We start from the raw sequence: 15,322 nt of genomic DNA, 5'->3' as shown, positions 1-15,322 counted from the left end.
GACGCCGTGCAGGGCGTCCTTCAGGGGGCCGGGGCGCAGCGTCCGCCGTACGGCCGTGGACAGCACCCGGATGGTGCGGTCGAAGCCGCGGACGTGCTCCAGGCCCTCGGTGGCGTCGGCCAGCCGCGCGGACGCCTGGGGGTGGGACCCGCGCCGGAATATGTTGACCCGTCGGTTCATGTCCCTCCTCCGCGAATGTGCTGAGACGCCTGTTGCGACACTAGTCTTCCGCGTTCTCTTGCGGCCAGTCATACGTACCTGGCGCCGGGAGGGATAAACAACGGGGTCAGCGCGCGGCCTCCAGGGTGACGGGGACGCCGTTGAAGACGGCGTTGCCGGAAAGGGGGTCGATCTCCCTTTCGTCGGTGACGGCGTTGACGTTCACTCCGGCGTGCCGGCTGGCGGTCCCGGTGCGGGTTCCGGGCCGGTCGTGGCCCCAGCCGTGCGGCAGGCTGACCACGCCGGCCATGATCGTGTCGGTGGGTTCGGCGACGGCCTCGATGGTGCCCGTCCGGGACGTGACGCGGACGGGGTCTCCGGCGGCGATGCCGAGGCGGTCGGCGTCGGCGGGATTGAGCTGGAGGGTGCAGGTGTTGGAGCCGCGCACCAGTTCGGGGACGTTGTGCAGCCAGCTGTTGTTGGAGCGCAGGTGGCGTCGTCCGATCAGCACTGTTTCGCTGGTCTCGGGGTCGCGCAGGGCGGAGTGCAGGCGGTCGACGTCGGCGGCGAACGTGGACGGGCACAGCTCCACCCGGCCCGAGGTGGTGCACAGGACCTCGTCGAGGCGCGGCTTGAGGGCGCCGAGGTCGAGGCCGTGCGGGTGCCCGGTGCGCAGCCGGGTGAGGGTGAGGCCGGCGGGGTCGGCGCCGAAGCCGTCGCCGTAGGGGCCGAGGCGCAGCATCATGTCGAGCCGCTGCTCGGTCAGGGTGCCGTGGTCGAGCATCTTGCGTAGTTCGTCCGGTTCGCGGCCGTGCACCGGGGAACCCTCGACCGTGACGGCCTTGGCGAGCGTCGACTTGATGATCATTTCGTCCAGCGCGGCCGGGTCGCCGTCGGCGCCGGAGGCGATCATGGCGAGCCGGGCCAGCAGGGCGGCCTCGCTGGGACGTCCGTCCGGCAGTGGGACGACGGGCGGCGAGTAGCGCGCGTAGTCGCGGACGGCGAGGCCGGTCAGCGCGATGTCGTAGTGCGGCGTCTGCGCCGGGCGCGGCGGCGGCATGATCACGTCGGCGTGCCGGGTCGTCTCGTTCAGGTAAGGGTCGATGCTCACCATGAACTCCAGGCCGTCGAGCGCGCGGTCGAGCCGGGCCGCGTTCGGGGCGGACAGCGCCGGGTTCCCGCCGATCGTGATCAGCGCCTTGACCTGGCCCTCGCCCTCCGTCTCGAGCTCGTCCGCGAGCGTCGCGACCGGCAGTTCGCCGTTGACCTCGGGCAGCCCGCGGACGCGGCTGCGCCACCGTCCCGTCGTGAACGGCTTCTTGCGGCGGTACACGGGCGCGTGCGCGGGACGCGGGAACATCGCGCCGCCCGGACGGTCGAGGTTCCCGGTGAGGACGTTCAGGACGTCCACGAGCCAGCTGTTCAGCGTCCCGTACGCCTGCGTGCACGTCCCGATGCGGCCGTAGACGGCGGCGCGCTCGGCGGCGGCCAGTTCGCGCGCGGTCCGCCGGATCGTCCCGGCGGGGATGCCGGTGAGCGTCGCGACCCGCTCGGGGGCGAAGTCGACGGCGAGGGCGCGCAGGTCGTCCAGCCCGTTGACGCGCCCGGCCAGGTGCTCGGCGGACGCGACGAGGTCCTCGGCGAACAGGGTGTGGACGAGCGCCATGAGGAAGAACGCGTCCGTCCCGGGACGGATGAACAGGTGCTCGTCGGCGAGGGCGGCCGTCCGCGTCCGCCGCGGGTCGACGACCGTGACCTTGCCGCCGCGCGCCCGGATCGCCTTGAGCCGTCCGGGGAAATCGGGCGCGGACGCCAGGCTCCCGTTCGACTCCAGCGGATTCGCGCCCAGCATGAGCAGATGTCCGGTGCGGTCGAGGTCGGGCACCGGAATCGCCAGGGGATCGCCGAACATGTGCCCGCACGCGACGTGCTTCGGCATCTGGTCGGCGGTGCTGGCCGTGAACAGGTTGCGCGTGCCGAGCGCCTTCACGATCGCGCCGGCGTACAGCGGGCCGGCGATCGAGTGGGCGGTCGGGTTGCCGATGTAGACGGCGACGGCGTCCCGCCCGTGCCGCGCGATGACGTCGGCCAAGCCCCGCTTGACCGCGTCGAACGCCTCCTCCCAGCCGGCCGTCGCACCCTTGACCAGCGGCTCCGCCAGCCGGTCGGGGTCCCCGTCGAGGCTTCCCAGCGTCGCCCCCTTGGGGCAGATGAAGCCTTTGCTGAACGGGTCCTTCTCGTCGCCGCGGACACGCGTCACCGCGCCCGCGTCGTCCAGCGTGAGTTCGAGCCCGCACAGGGCTTCGCAGAGCGGACAGGTACGGAAGGCCGTGCGGTCGCCCATCGGGACACTCCTTGTGTGAACGGGACCGTTTCCATGATGGCCGGTCCGTCCAGACGGCGCCATGGCGGGGCATGGCCGTCACGGCGATTTCGGAGTTACTTTGGGAGGGAGGACTTTCGGCAGCCACTAGGGAGCTGCTATGGAGCCGTGGGTCGCCTGGTTGCTCGTCGCCGCGCTGCTTGGCATCGCCGAGCTGCTCACGCTCACCTTCGCCCTGGGCATCCTCGCCGTCGCCGCCCTGGCCGCCGGCCTGACCGGGGCGCTGGGCCTGCCCTTCGCCGTCCAGGCCGCCGTGTTCGGGGTCGGCTCGATCGCCGGCATCGCCGTCGTCCGCCCGATCGCGACCCGCCACATCAGGCAGCCGCCGCCGCTGCGCTCCGGGACGGCCGCGCTGGTCGGCCGCGAGGCGTACACCCTCACCGAGGTGACCCGCCGCGGCGGCCGCGCCCAGATCGGCGGCGAGGAGTGGACGGCCCGCCCCTACGACCCCGACCTCGTCATCCCGGCCGGGGCCACCGCCGACGTCCTCGCCATCGAAGGGGCCACCGCCCTGCTCTATCCGGTCTCGTCCGGAACGGATGAGGAGCCACCATGACCGACATCGCCATCGCCCTGCTGATCGTCGTGCTCGCCGGAGTGGTCGTCCTGGCCACGGCGGTGATGCGGGCGGTGTGGATCATTCCGCAGGCGCGGGCCCGCAACGTCGAGCGCCTCGGCCGCTACCACCGCACCCTCGAACCCGGCATCAGCTTCGTCGTCCCGTTCGTCGACCGGGTGAAGTCCCTGCTCGACCTGCGCGAGCAGGTGGTGGCGTTCAAGGCGCAGCCCGTCATCACCGAGGACAACGTCGTCGTCCACATCGACACCGTGCTGTTCTTCCAGGTCACCGACCCGCGCGCCGCCGACTACGAGATCGTCAACTACATCAAGGCGATCGAGCAGCTCACCGCGACGACCCTCCGCAACGTCATCGGCACCCTCGACCTGGAGGCCAGCCTCACGTCCCGCGACCGGATCAACACGGCGCTGCGCGGCGTGCTGGACGACGCGTCCGGCAAATGGGGCATCCGCGTCACCCGGGTGGAGATCAAGGCGATCGAGCCGCCGCCCTCCATCAAGGACGCGATGGAGAAGCAGATGCGGGCCGAGCGGGAGAAGCGCGCCGCGATCCTGACCGCCGAGGGCGCCCGCCAGTCGGCGATCCTCACCGCGGAGGGCCAGAAGCAGTCCGCGATCCTGAAGGCGGAGGGCGGCAAGCGCGCCGCCATCCTGGAGGCCGAGGGCCAGTCCAAGGCGATCGCGCAGGTCTTCGGCGCCATCCACGACGCCGACCCCGACCCGAAGCTCCTCGCCTACCAGTACCTCCAGACCCTCCCGAAACTGGCGGAGGGCCAGGGCAGCACCTTCTGGGTCATCCCGAGCGAGGTCACCACCGCCCTACAGGCGGTCAGCCAAGCCTTCGGCGGCACCATGGACGAAGCCAAGACCGCCTTCAAGAAGGCCACGACCAAGCCGGAACCGTCCGACTCGCCAGAACTAGCCCAGCCGGACGGCCCCTTCGAACTCACCGTCGGCCTCAAGCGCAACGGCCAGGAGGACCAGTCAGAGCGCTCCTGAGCTCAGACATTCTCCAACTCGGAGAAGTTCACGCTCAGATCCATGCCTTCGGGAAGTTCGGTGTCAAGCGTCCCCCGATGCACGACTGCCGCTTGGTAGGCGTGGCATGCTTGGCCGTCCCGACGCAGAGGTCCAGGTGGGCCGGACGGAGGCTGGGCGATGGGGATGCGGGGGAAGACGGTCGCGGTCGTGGCCGGGGTGGCGCTGGCGGCCGCGGCGTGCGGCGGTTCAGGGGACTCCGAGGCGAAGGGCGCGACGCCGCCGCCGTCCACGCCGTCCGGCGGGACCGGCGGGGGGAAGCCGGCGCCGCCCGCCAAGGAGCCGATCCTGATCGCGTTCGGTGGCGACACGCACTTCGAGGGCCAGTTGCGCGGCCGTCTCGCTCACCCGTCCACGGCACTCGGGCCGGTCGCCAAGCAGCTGCGCAAGGCCGACCTCACCATGCTCAACCTGGAGACGGCCATCACGACGGGTGGTACGCCCGCGCCCGGCAAGGAGTTCACCTTCCGTGCGCCGCCGTCCGCGTTCAAGGCGCTGAAGGCCGCGGGGGTGGACGTCGTGTCCATGGCGAACAACCACGGCATGGACTACATGGAGGGCGGCCTACGCGACACTCTGGCCACCATCAAGACCACTGGGTTCCCCGTCGTCGGCATCGGCAAGAACGCTGATGCCGCCTACAAGCCGTATCGCGTCACGGTGAAGGGCAACAAGGTCGCCATCATCGGTGCCACACAGGTGCTGGACGACAACCTGATCCAGGCATGGACGGCCACCGACGCCAAGGGCGGTCTTGCGTCGGCCAAGGACGTCCCGAGGATGGTGCAGGCGGTGAAGGAGGCGCGCCAAGGCTCGGACGTCGTCATCGTGCACCTGCACTGGGGAGCCGAGCTGAAGGCGTGCCCGCTTCCACGTCAGCAGGAGCTCGCCAAGGCGCTCGTCGCGGCGGGTGCCGATGTCGTGGTCGGTGGGCACGCCCACATCCCGCTGGGCGGCGGCTACATGAACGGTTCCTATGTCCACTACGGCATGGGCAACTTCGTGTTCTACTCCGCGAGCGGTCAGACGGCGAAGTCGGGTGTCCTGTGGCTGAAGCTGGAGAACGGCAAGGTCACCAAGGACAAGTGGAATCCCGCGCTGATCAGCGGTGGCCTTCCGATCCCGATGAAGGGCGCCGCGGCGAAGGCCGAGCTCAAGCGGTGGAACGGGCTGCGTTCGTGCACCGGTCTCAGCGCCCGTTCGTCCTGAGCTGGACTCTCCCCCTGTGGGAGGGCGCAGGGTGGGGCCCGTGAGCAACGATCTCCTGCCGATCGGACGGTTCGCCCGGCTGTGCCGGCTGAGCGTCAAGCAGCTTCGGCACTACGACGACCTGGGGCTTCTCGTCCCGGCGTGGATCGACCCGGCGTCCGGGTACCGGTACTACCGGCCCGCCCAGGCGCGGGACGCGCTGCTGGTCGGCCTGCTGCGGGCGATGGACGTCCCGCTGCCGAGCGTCGCGCGCGTCCTGTCCGGGGACGGCGGTGCGCTGCGGGAGGCGCGGGACCGGATCGAGGCCGACGTCGACCGGCGGCGGCGCGCCCTGCGGATCCTGGACCGCGTGGTCGCCGAGGGACTGCCGGAGACCGAGGTGTCGGTCGTCCGGGAGCCCGCGCGGCGGGTCTTCGCCGAGCGTGGCCCGGCGACGCCGACGACGATCGCGGAGGCGACGTCGGCGTGCGTGGCCCGGCTGCTGCCCCGGATGTCGCCCGACGGCCTGATGGTCGGGCTGTTCCCGCTGGACATGGCGGACGAGTTCGACGTGCGCGTGACCGTCCAGGCGGCGGACGGCGACGACGTCCTGCCGGGCGGTGCGTTCGCCGCGGCCGTCCATACCGGCCCTTATGAGGAGATCTCGCTCACGGTCCATGGCGTGCTCGCATGGTTCGGCGACTACGGGCACACGCCCGCCGGGCCGGTCCGCGAGGTGTACCTCAACGACCCCGCGACCACGCCGCCCGAACACCTGGAGACCCGGGTGATGATCGCAGTGGAGGATCCGCAATGAGCGAGTGGTACGAGGCGGCGGACGAGCCGGAGCTGGTGGAGCACGGGGCCGTGTCCGGCCTGGCCGTGTCCGGACGGGGCGCGCCGGGAGGTGCCGCGTACATCGAGAGCGTCGGCGCGTTGTACGCGGTCATGGGCGCGCTGGGGGCGCCCATGGTGCCGCTGGAGGGACGCTGGTGGGTCGAGGACGAGCGCCCGCCGCTCGACGTGCCGCGCGACGAGTGGCGGTGGCACCTGTTCCTGCGCCTCCCGGACGAGACGGCGTCGATCGACCGGGCCCGCGCGGAGGTCCTCGTCAAGGTGCCCGCGGCCGCACGCGTCCAGCACGCGACCTACACCGACGGCCTGTGCGTGCAGGTGATGCACCACGGGGCGTACTCGGACGAGCCGGCGTCCCTCGCCCGGATGGACGCGCTGATGGAGGCCGAAGGCGTCGCGCACTTCGGCCTGCACCACGAGATCTACCTGTCCGATCCGAGCGAGACCGACTCGGCGAAGATGCACACGATCCTGCGCCAGCCCGTCCGGTAGCGCGGGCTGGACAGTCCGCCTCAGGGGCGTAGTTTCACGGGAAACGGGCTCCTACCGACGGGCAGGCGGGCTGATGCGGGACCAGCGGGTGAGGTCGGGCGAGATCGAGCTGGCGGTGCGGGTGCGCGGTGCGGACGGCCGGCCGACGGTCGTCCTCGTGCACGGCTATCCGGACACGAGCGCCATGTGGGACGAGGTGGCCGAGCGGCTCGCCGGACGGTTCCGCGTCGTCGCCTACGACGTGCGGGGCGCCGGGGCGTCCGGCAGCCCGTCCGACCCGCTGGACTACGGGCTGGACGCGCTGATGGGGGACCTGCTGGCCGTCCTGGACGGGGTGGCCGGCGGCGGCCCCGTCCACCTGGTGGGGCACGACTGGGGCTCGGTGCAGGGCTGGGAGGCCGTCATCGGGCAGCGGCTGCGCGGCCGCATCGCCTCGTTCACGTCGATCTCGGGGCCGGACCGGCGGCACATGGCCCGCTGGGCGCGGGAGGCCGTCCGGTCCGGGCCGCGGGGCGTCGCGGAGGTGCTCGGGCAGGCGCGCCGCAGCGTCTACATGCCGGTGCTGATGGCGCCGCGGGTCGGGGAGGTCGCGGCCCGGGTGCTCGCCGCCGGGTTCGGCCGCGCGATGCGGATGCGCGAGGGCGCCGAGCCGCGCTCCGGCCACCCGGCGGGCACGCTTCGCGCGGACGCCCGCAACGGCCTCGGCCTCTACCGCGCGAACATGGGGCGCGGTTCCGGCACGGCCGGTGATGGGCGGACGGACGTGCCCGTACAGCTCATCGTCCCCGTCAAGGACCGCTACGGGTCGCAGTCGCTCCTGCTGTCCGCGCGTGGGCCCGTCCCGCGCCTGTATGTAAGGCGGGCACCGGCCGGGCATTGGGTAGCGCGTAGCCACCCTGACCTCATCGCCCGCTGGGTCACCGAGTTCGTAGAGCACATTGACGGCGGCCCAGAGACGCCTGAGCTTGCCCACGCGCGCGCGGCAGGACAACCCGGCAAGGAGTTCGGAGGCGATCTCGTCGTCGTCACTGGGGCGGGCAGTGGCATCGGACGCGCAACCGCCCAAGCCTTCGCCGCCGAAGGGGCCCGTGTAATCGTCGCGGATATAGACGAGGGCGCCGCCAAGCGCACTGCGGAAGAGATAGACGTGGCCGGCGGCGAAGCCCACATCTACGGGGTCGACGTAGCCGACGCAGAGGCGATGGAACAGTTCGCCGACTACGTCAGGGAGACGTTCGGCGTCCCCGATGTCGTGGTGAACAACGCGGGCATTGCCATAGCGGGCTCGCTGCTCGACACGTCCGAGCAGGAGTGGGCGCGCATCCGCGCCATCAACGTGGACGGCATGTACCGCGGCTCCCGCCTGTTCGGCCGCCAGATGGTGGAACGCGGCGAGTGGGGCCACATCGTGAACATCTCGTCGATGGCCGCCTATCTGCCGAGTCCGGAGCTGCCCGCCTACGGCGCCACCAAGGCCGCCGTACTGCAGATGACCGAATGCCTGCGTCTCGACCTCGACCGCTACGGGATCGGTGTCTCGGCCATCTGCCCCGGTGCCATCGACACGCCCATCACCGGACGAACCCGTTTCGTGGGCCTGCCGCCCAGCGTGGACACCGAGCTGCGTGAACGCATGGGCCGCGCCATAGAGCGCCGTGGGTTCCCGCCGGAGAAGGTCGCTCGGGCAATTCTGCGAGCCGTCCGGCAGGACACGCCCCTGGTGGCGGTCGCTGCCGAAGCACGTCTCGGCCGTGCGCTCTCTCGTGTCTCACCCACCGCGAACAGGGCGCTCGCACGCATCGGACGCCAGGCAGGAGATCGCGTCCGGGCGGACACAGAACGCCTCCACGGCTGACTCAGCTTCGCTTCAGGGTCTGCCTGGGCGTCTCCCCGAAGCGCTGCCGGTAGTGGGCGGCGAAACGGCTCATGTGGAGATATCCGGCGGCCCTCGCGATGTCCGTGACCGTCCGCGGCCCTGGCTGGGCCACGGTGAGTGCAGCACGGGCGTGGTCGAGCCTTACGCCGCGCAAGAGCTGCGTGGGCGTGACGCCCCACTGCTCTTGGCAGATGACCTGGAGCTGCCGGACGCCTAGGCCCACGGCCGCCGCGATGTCCGTGACGCCGATCGGACGGTGGTGGTTTGTCTCGACCCACCCCCGGATGGCCCCGGCCAAGTGGTGAGGCACCTTCTCAGGGACCTCCGCCAGGCATTCCATGCCGGTGTGGGGCAGACCCAGGAGGATCGCGGTGAGCAGAGCCTCCTCCAGACTGCGCGCCGCCAGCGGGTGCAGCCCGCCTTGCGCGGTCGCGGCGTCCAGGACGTCGCACACGTACCGCCAGGTGCGTTCGACGATGGAGGGCGGCGTTATGGCCGGCCCGTCGATCCTGTGGAAACGCAGCGGCGTGGTGTAGTCGCGCCCGAGGTGGACGGCGAGATGGTCGGCCAGCCGTCCCGTGCTCGTGGCGATGACCAGACAGCCCAGCGTCGGATGCGGCGTCATCCGCATCGCCTCGTCATGGGACAGGACAAGGTTGCCCCCGGCGGTCTCACGCCTCTTCGTGACCCGGTACTCCACGCCCATGGGCGCGATGGGGGCGCACATGGCGAAATGACCCTCCGTCGGAGGCGTGTCCACGATGACCCCGCCGCCCCCGTACCGCACCCAGACCAGGTTGACCGCGCCCAAGCCGAGGGCGTTGACCTGACCGTCCAGCGGGACGTCCGGCTCCAGTACCTGGAGGTCGTGGCCCACGGCGAACGGTTCGACCTTGTCGTGCAGGACGTCGATGTCCGTGCTGACGACCCGCTGGTAGGCGGACAGGGGCGGCGACGCATCGAGAGAAGTCATGTTCCTATGGGCGGACCCGTCTCCTGGCGGTCGGTGGACAGAACACCCCGGGCGCGCAACCGCGGCATGACCTCGGCTGCGAAGTAGCCCAGTTCATCAGCGTAATTGAGGAACGACAGAGCGATACCGTCAAATCCCGCACGCGCGAACTCGGCGAGGCCGTCCGCCACGTCGTCGGGGTCGCCGATGATCGGGCAGCTGCCGTGCCCCGCCGCGAACCTGTCGCGGAACACCTGGAGCATCTCCGGCGTGAACGACTGCGCGTGCAGCCCTTGCAGCCGCATCACCTCGTCGACGGCGGGCCAGTCGGCGTGCTCGTCGGCGTAGTAGTGCAGGAACTCCTCCGCCTCGTCCTTGGTCGGGCGGCACACGACGTGGCCGAGCGTGAAGACGCCGACCGTCCGGCCGTAGGACGCGGCCTCGGCGCGGATGGCCTTCACGATCTCCGCGCCGTCCTCGGGTCCGGCCGCCACGGTGAACGCGCGGTCGGCGTTGCGCGCGGCGAACGAGCGCCCCTGAGTGGACGATCCGGCGTTGATGACGGGCAGGCTGTGCCCGTTGTAGGGCTTGGGCCTGCCCACGACGTGCTGGAGCTGGAAGAACCGCCCGTCGTGGTCGAACGGCTCGTCGGTGGACCAGATGCGCTTGACGACGTCCCACCATTCCTGCGCGAGCGCGTACCGCGTGTCGTGGTCGTTGGGCAGCGTGAGGCCGAACATCTCGTATTCGGGAGCGTGCCAGCCGGCGACGATGTTCAGCCCGACCCGCCCCTTGCTGAGGTGGTCGGCGGTCGCGAGCTGCTTGGCCGCGACGACCGGGTGGTGGAACGCGGTGTGGACGGTACTGAACACGCGCAGCCGGCTCGTGCTGGCCAATAGTCCGGACGCCCAGACGAGCGGGTCGAGGGCGCTCTTGTGGAAGTCGGTGTCCGGCCCCCAGTCGGTCCAGCGGGCGACCGGGAGGAGGAAGTCGATGCCGGCCTCGTCGGCGATCCGGGCGAGCCGGAGATTGTTGTCCCAGGTCGCGTGCCATCTTTCCGGAGCGGTCGTGATCGCGAGTCCCGATTCGGTGTTGGGGGAGAACAAGCCAAGCTGGAATCCCATGCCGACCCCTTTTCGTCCGGCCGCGTTCGGCATTGCCCGCCCAGTATCGGAAGCCGCCGAACGGTGGGCAATGGCCGAAAGCAGTCAGGTTCACACCGGGATGGCACCGAGCGGGAGCCGGCCGAATCCTCCCGGGTGGACCTGCCTGCCGCCGGCCGCCGCGTACACGACGACCTGTGCGGGACGCCGCCGCTGCTCGCGGGCCCGGCGCGCCGATTTCTGCACGACTTCGGCGAGGTGGGCGCCGCAGGAATCCGCGCCCGTGTCCGCGTCCGTGTCCGCGTCCGTGTCCGTGCGGTCGTCGCCGGCCTCCAGCCGCACATGGAAACACGAGAGCCGGTTACAGTCGGGCATTGAGCAGGGGTGTTCGCCTTTGAGGGGGAAGAAGGTCATCGGCGGAACTCTCGTCTCCCTGAGTCGGCGGGCAAGGGGATGGGCGGGCGGCAGGCGAGGTTCCAATGATGGACCACCCCGCACGCCGCTTCAACGCGAACGGGATAGTCCACTGCGCCGACCGGCTAGTTTTACCAGCGCCATCAAGGACATTTCAGGCGGATACCGGCAAAATCGGAAGAGGAGGCCCGGTGATGAGGGCTCGCGTCCTTACCTTCAACACGCTGTTCCGGGGGCAGGCGCGTGCTCGGACGGGCGCACTGGCCGATCTCGTCGAACGGTCCGGCTACGACGTGGTCTGCCTTCAAGAGGTCATATCGCCCCTCATCCTGGCCCGGTTCCGGCGCGCGGCGAGGTCCTACCCCCACGTCGCGCACGCCATGGCGCCGCCGCTCGTCCGCGGCGGCCTGGTCACGCTGTCGCGGTGGCCGATCACGCGCACGCACTTCCTGACCTACGCCATCGGCCCGCCCGTCCGCCCCGAATGGCTGCTGCGCAAAGGTGCCCTCTTCACCCGCCTGCGTGCGCCCGGCGGATTCCTGACCGTGGTGAACACGCACCTTTCGGCGAACATGGACATGGACTGGTCCGCGTCCAATGCCTACACCAAAGTCGAGCAATCAGAACTGCGCCAGCTGGAGGCCGCCATCAACCGGATTCCTCAGTCGGAAGCCATGGTGGTCATGGGCGACTTCAATGTCCCCCGCGATTCCTCCTACTTCCAGGAGTTCGTGTCCGCCACCGGCCTGCAGGATGCGTTGAAGGGTGACACGGAACCCACTTACCGTCCCGACTACGCGGACATCGGCGCCATAGACCAGCTCCTCGTCCGACCAGGGGTGGAAGCGGCGACCCGGGTAGTCTTCAAGGAGGAGATCCGGCTCCCGGACGGGCGCCCGGCCGTCCTGTCCGACCATTACGGCATCGAGGCGACCCTCACCCGCTGACGCTCTCCTTGCGGGCTACGGCCGTCCAGCCGGCGCCGGTGACGTATTCGCCTCCGCGGGGCCGCCATTCGTGCAGGGGGACGACGCCCGGGTCGAGAATGGTGAGGCCGTCCAGGAGGGCGGCCACCTCCTCGCGGGTCCGGGCCACCAGCGACGCGCTCGCCGACCGCGACCGGTAGGTGTCGCCGACCGCCTGGTTGCGCAGTTCCTCCGCGGCCGCGTGCGAAAGGATGACGTGGCTCCCGTCCGGCAGCGCGCCGGTGAACCGCCGGACGAGGGCGGCCGGGTCCTCCTCGTCCGGGAGGAAGTGCAGGATGGCGACGAACAGCACGCAGACCGGGCGCCGGAAGTCGATCAGGCGGTGCACCTCCGGATCGTCCAGCACCTTGCCCGGGTCGCGCACGTCGGCGCGCACGATCCCGATCCGGTCGTCGGTGGCGACCAGCGCCCGCGCGTGCACGATGACCGTCGGGTCGTTGTCGACGTAGACGACGCGGGCGCCGGGCCGCTCCGCCCGCGCGATCTCGTGCACGTTGCCCTGGGTGGGCAGGCCCGCCCCGATGTCGATGAACTGGTCGATGCCGCACCCGGCGACGTGGCGGACGGCCCGCTGCAGGAACGCCCGGTTCGCCCGGGCGACGCCCTCGACCGTGGGCAGCGCCCGCACCACCGCCTCGGCCGCGGCGCGGTCGGCGGCGTAGTTGTCCTTGCCGCCCAGAAAATAGTCGTACATCCGGGCCACGCTCGGCGTGGACGCGTCCACACCGGGCATGGCCGATGCTTCCCCGGAATCCGCCATCCCGCCGCCTTCCGAAAATGGTCCCAACCGCGATCAGTGTATGGGAGCAGCCTTGCGGGCCGTCAGTCGACGCGAATCGAGTCGATCACCGTGTTGATGTCCGGCCAGTGCCTCTTCTCCGGCTCGGGGATGGACATCAGAATGAACGACGGACGCGGGTTCCCCGTGTCCACGGCGACGAAGACGAGCAGGGTCATCCGGTCTTCGCCGTCCTTCGTATAGCGCAGTTCGCGCGCCATCACCCAGCCCGGATGCCCGGATATCTTGAGGGACTGCGAGGCGACATCGCGCCCGATCGCGCTGCCCTGGAAATCGAAGCTCTGACGTTCGTCCAGGGCCGCCGAAACCAGCGCTCGCAGCCGGTCGTCCCCCTTGTACGCCTTCATGAGCCCACTGCCCGCGACGCCGGACGCGATGACGGCGTCCCAGGCCGACTCGACGGGGAAACCCTGCGTGCGATTGAAGCCTTCTACCTCCGGATTCGCGCGGCGACTGGCCTTCCACACCCCGCCCAGTTCGGCATAGGAGAGGTGCGCTTCCTTGTCGGTGACGCGTCCGTCCGTGGGCGAAGCGCGGCCCGGGAAACGCTGGATCGGCACGACCGTGCGGAGCCGCACCTCTCCATCGCGCAGTTCTGGTCCGCCCGGCGGGAGCACGGCCCCCGCCAGCGCCTTCGTGACTCCGGCCTGGCCGGTGCAGAGTGCGACGCCGTCCTTGCCGCCCGACACCTGCGCGACGACCTCGTCATTGACGGTGACGGTGCACATGACCGTTCCGGTCCCCTGGGCGCGAAGCGATAAGGCCGCTCCCTTCTCGAACCACAGCTCCGTCCGGAACGGAAGACGGGTGGCGTCATGCCGTTCCGTCCCGTTGCCCGTGCGGTATTCGAGATCGGCGTCATGGGAGTCGCCCGAGACGAAGTAGTTGACCTCGATCTTGCCCGCGGTCACCACCGGAGCCGGCGTCGGCTCACCGTCCCGCTGAACCCATACGGTGACGCCGCCTGCCAAGGCCGCGGCGACCACGAGACAGGCCGCGATGCGCCACCGTCCAGACCGCCATCTGCTCATGGGTCACCGGCCTTATGTGTTTGTCAATTGTCCCGATTATGACCGAGCGGCGATCGCTCGCCGAGGCCGGATTCGGCCAGTAATGGCGGGTTCAAAGGGCGCCCGGACGGTCTCGGATGAGCAGTGCGGTGAGTACGGCGCCGAGCAGCGCGGTCACCGTGCCGATGACGAACAGCGAGTCGAGGCCGGACGTCCCGAGGGCGGCTCCGTAGCCGGCGACGCCGACGGTGAAGCCGATCTGCAGGACGGTGTTGTTGACGCCGGAGGCCATGCCGAGCCGGCGCTGGTCGGGCACGTCGACCGCCAGCCCGCCGAGCACCGGCAGGACGACCCCGCACGCCAGCCCCGCGACGATCATGCCCGGGGCCAGGTGCCACCACCCGCCGCCGTGCATCAGCGCGATCCCCGCCGCCAGTGCGGCCAGCGCGCCGGCGACCAGCCGGCCCCGGGGCAGCCGGTCCATCACCGCGCCCGCCACCGGCCCGGTCAGCAGGATCGGGACGACCAGCGGCAGGAACGCCAGCCCGGCGCGCATCGCCGAATAGCCCAGCTGGTTCTGGAAGTGGAACGACAGGTAGACCAGCAGCGCGAAGACGCTCGCCTGGACGGTGAACGACCCGATCTGCGTCCCGGTGAAGGCGGGCCGGCGGAACAGCGACAGCTCCAGCATCGGGTCGTCCCGGACGTGCTGGACGAGCACGAAGACGGCGAGACCGCACGCCGCACCCGCGAAGAGCAGCACCGTCCGGGCGCTGCCCCAGCCGTAGCCGCCGCCGCGCAGCAGTGCCAGGACCAGCAAGAAGAGCGTGACCGCCAGGATGACGGGGCCGGGGACGTCCAGCCGCCGCCCCCGGTCGAGGTGCTCTCCCCGGGGCAGCACGCGCCAGGCGATGGCCAGGGCGACCGCGGCCACGGGCAGGTTGACCAGGAAAATCCAGCGCCAGCCGGGACCGGAGACCAGGGCGCCGCCGGCCAGTGGCCCGAGGACGACGGCGACGCCGGCGGCGGTCCCGCGCACGCCGAACGCGATGCCCCGGTCGCGTCCCGCGTAGGACTGGGCGATCAGCGCGAGCGTGGTCGCGAACATCGACGCACCTGCCAGCCCCTGAATCACGCGCGCGCCGATCAGGACGTCCGGTCGCGTGGCCAGCCCGCAGGCCAGGGACGCGGCGGCGAAGACGGCGACGCCGGCCACGAAGACGCGGCGCCGCCCGAGCCGGTCGGCGAGTGACCCGGCGGTGAGCTGGAACGCGGCCATCGCCAGTGTGTAGCCGTTCAGGACCCACTGGAGATCGTCCAGGTCGGCGCCCAGGTCACGGCCTATGCCGGGCAGGGCGACCGTGGTGATGGTCGCGTCCAGCATGAGCATGAAGACGGCCAGGACGATCGCCGCCAGCGGCCACCACCCCGCCCTCGTCCCCTCGGCCCGGATCTCCATGGAACCTCCCTAGCGATGTTAGGGGGAGA

At 70.8% G+C, this 15,322-nt stretch carries 14 protein-coding genes and 1 pseudogene; 7 read left to right on the top strand and 8 right to left on the bottom strand.

From position 1 onward, the window contains the following. Both E1293_RS17865 and E1293_RS17860 read right to left on the bottom strand, forming a co-directional pair. Nucleotides 1–180, bottom strand: a pseudogene (locus E1293_RS17865) ((2Fe-2S)-binding protein); the annotation flags it as partial. 106 nt (nucleotides 181–286) lie between these two features. Then, nucleotides 287–2,503 (bottom strand): molybdopterin oxidoreductase family protein, encoded by a 2,217-nt coding sequence (locus E1293_RS17860; protein WP_132198545.1) that lies wholly within the window; start codon nucleotides 2,501–2,503, stop codon nucleotides 287–289. 139 nt (nucleotides 2,504–2,642) lie between these two features. On the opposite strand from E1293_RS17860, the gene E1293_RS17855 reads away from it, so the two are divergent. The 6 genes from E1293_RS17855 (at nucleotide 2,643) to E1293_RS17830 (ending at nucleotide 8,549) form a co-directional block, all read left to right on the top strand. Further along, a complete protein-coding gene (locus E1293_RS17855; RefSeq protein WP_132198544.1) occupies nucleotides 2,643–3,098 on the top strand; it encodes an NfeD family protein in 456 nt (151 codons plus the stop codon). Beyond that, nucleotides 3,095–4,120, top strand: coding sequence for an SPFH domain-containing protein (locus tag E1293_RS17850; RefSeq protein WP_132198543.1), 1,026 nt, complete (start codon nucleotides 3,095–3,097; stop codon nucleotides 4,118–4,120). The genes E1293_RS17855 and E1293_RS17850 overlap by 4 nt, the downstream gene beginning before the upstream one ends. A gap of 159 nt (nucleotides 4,121–4,279) precedes the next feature. Then, entirely contained in the window at nucleotides 4,280–5,368 is a 1,089-nt protein-coding gene (locus E1293_RS17845; RefSeq protein ID WP_132198542.1) for a CapA family protein, read from the top strand. Nucleotides 5,369–5,408: 40 nt separating this feature from the next. Then, entirely contained in the window at nucleotides 5,409–6,164 is a 756-nt protein-coding gene (locus E1293_RS17840) for a MerR family transcriptional regulator (RefSeq protein ID WP_132198541.1), read from the top strand. Continuing rightward, the gene (locus E1293_RS17835) at nucleotides 6,161–6,694 is read left to right on the top strand and encodes a GyrI-like domain-containing protein (protein ID WP_165978262.1); all 534 of its coding nucleotides are present in this window, start codon (nucleotides 6,161–6,163) and stop codon (nucleotides 6,692–6,694) included. The genes E1293_RS17840 and E1293_RS17835 overlap by 4 nt, the downstream gene beginning before the upstream one ends. A 73-nt stretch (nucleotides 6,695–6,767) precedes the next feature. Continuing rightward, nucleotides 6,768–8,549 carry an SDR family oxidoreductase gene (locus tag E1293_RS17830; RefSeq protein ID WP_132198539.1) on the top strand — a complete coding sequence of 594 codons (1,782 nt, stop codon included), beginning with the start codon at nucleotides 6,768–6,770 and terminating at the stop codon, nucleotides 8,547–8,549. 1 nt (nucleotide 8,550) lies between these two features. Here E1293_RS17830 and E1293_RS17825 read toward each other — a convergent pair whose 3' ends face one another. From E1293_RS17825 to E1293_RS17815, 3 genes are all read right to left on the bottom strand, one after another. Then, nucleotides 8,551–9,543: an AraC family transcriptional regulator gene (locus tag E1293_RS17825; protein ID WP_132198538.1), complete on the bottom strand. Its 993-nt coding sequence runs from the start codon at nucleotides 9,541–9,543 to the stop codon at nucleotides 8,551–8,553. Beyond that, nucleotides 9,540–10,646, bottom strand: a complete 1,107-nt coding sequence (locus E1293_RS17820) for an LLM class flavin-dependent oxidoreductase (RefSeq protein WP_132198537.1) — start codon at nucleotides 10,644–10,646, stop codon at nucleotides 9,540–9,542. Before E1293_RS17820 ends, E1293_RS17825 begins: the two co-directional genes overlap by 4 nt. 90 nt (nucleotides 10,647–10,736) lie before the next feature. Further along, nucleotides 10,737–11,000, bottom strand: a complete 264-nt coding sequence (locus tag E1293_RS17815; protein ID WP_132198536.1) for a hypothetical protein — start codon at nucleotides 10,998–11,000, stop codon at nucleotides 10,737–10,739. A 233-nt stretch (nucleotides 11,001–11,233) separates the two neighbouring features. Here E1293_RS17815 and E1293_RS17810 point away from each other — a divergent pair, with 233 nt between their 5' ends. Beyond that, the gene (locus tag E1293_RS17810) at nucleotides 11,234–11,986 is read left to right on the top strand and encodes an endonuclease/exonuclease/phosphatase family protein (protein ID WP_165978261.1); all 753 of its coding nucleotides are present in this window, start codon (nucleotides 11,234–11,236) and stop codon (nucleotides 11,984–11,986) included. Here the strand turns inward: E1293_RS17810 and E1293_RS17805 are convergent. The 3 genes from E1293_RS17805 to E1293_RS17795 all read right to left on the bottom strand — a co-directional run bounded on the left by E1293_RS17805 (nucleotide 11,976) and on the right by E1293_RS17795 (nucleotide 15,293). Further along, nucleotides 11,976–12,785, bottom strand: coding sequence for an SAM-dependent methyltransferase (locus E1293_RS17805; RefSeq protein WP_132198534.1), 810 nt, complete (start codon nucleotides 12,783–12,785; stop codon nucleotides 11,976–11,978). The genes E1293_RS17810 and E1293_RS17805 overlap by 11 nt on opposite strands. A 62-nt stretch (nucleotides 12,786–12,847) precedes the next feature. After that, a complete protein-coding gene (locus E1293_RS17800) occupies nucleotides 12,848–13,810 on the bottom strand; it encodes a hypothetical protein (RefSeq protein WP_132198533.1) in 963 nt (320 codons plus the stop codon). 136 nt (nucleotides 13,811–13,946) lie between these two features. After that, the gene (locus E1293_RS17795; RefSeq protein ID WP_132198532.1) at nucleotides 13,947–15,293 is read right to left on the bottom strand and encodes an MFS transporter; all 1,347 of its coding nucleotides are present in this window, start codon (nucleotides 15,291–15,293) and stop codon (nucleotides 13,947–13,949) included. Nucleotides 15,294–15,322: the final 29 nt, after the last annotated feature.

This window comes from Actinomadura darangshiensis (assembly GCF_004349235.1).
Taxonomy (GTDB): Bacteria; Actinomycetota; Actinomycetes; order Streptosporangiales; family Streptosporangiaceae; genus Spirillospora; species Spirillospora darangshiensis.
The sequence above is the reverse complement of the archived record's forward strand: the minus strand, read 5'-3'. Positions and strand labels throughout refer to the sequence as shown.

Excerpts from the sequence above, each read along its gene's own strand:
- E1293_RS17860 (WP_132198545.1), bottom strand. The coding sequence starts at position 2,503 with ATGGGCGACCGCACGGCCTTCCGTACCTGTCCGCTCTGCGAAGCCCTG.
- E1293_RS17855 (WP_132198544.1), top strand. The coding sequence starts at position 2,643 with ATGGAGCCGTGGGTCGCCTGGTTGCTCGTCGCCGCGCTGCTTGGCATC.
- E1293_RS17850 (WP_132198543.1), top strand. The coding sequence starts at position 3,095 with ATGACCGACATCGCCATCGCCCTGCTGATCGTCGTGCTCGCCGGAGTG.
- E1293_RS17845 (WP_132198542.1), top strand. The coding sequence starts at position 4,280 with ATGGGGATGCGGGGGAAGACGGTCGCGGTCGTGGCCGGGGTGGCGCTG.
- E1293_RS17835 (WP_165978262.1), top strand. The coding sequence starts at position 6,161 with ATGAGCGAGTGGTACGAGGCGGCGGACGAGCCGGAGCTGGTGGAGCAC.
- E1293_RS17830 (WP_132198539.1), top strand. The coding sequence starts at position 6,768 with ATGCGGGACCAGCGGGTGAGGTCGGGCGAGATCGAGCTGGCGGTGCGG.
- E1293_RS17825 (WP_132198538.1), bottom strand. The coding sequence starts at position 9,543 with ATGACTTCTCTCGATGCGTCGCCGCCCCTGTCCGCCTACCAGCGGGTC.
- E1293_RS17820 (WP_132198537.1), bottom strand. The coding sequence starts at position 10,646 with ATGGGATTCCAGCTTGGCTTGTTCTCCCCCAACACCGAATCGGGACTC.
- E1293_RS17815 (WP_132198536.1), bottom strand. The coding sequence starts at position 11,000 with ATGCCCGACTGTAACCGGCTCTCGTGTTTCCATGTGCGGCTGGAGGCC.
- E1293_RS17810 (WP_165978261.1), top strand. The coding sequence starts at position 11,234 with ATGAGGGCTCGCGTCCTTACCTTCAACACGCTGTTCCGGGGGCAGGCG.
- E1293_RS17805 (WP_132198534.1), bottom strand. The coding sequence starts at position 12,785 with ATGGCGGATTCCGGGGAAGCATCGGCCATGCCCGGTGTGGACGCGTCC.
- E1293_RS17795 (WP_132198532.1), bottom strand. The coding sequence starts at position 15,293 with ATGGAGATCCGGGCCGAGGGGACGAGGGCGGGGTGGTGGCCGCTGGCG.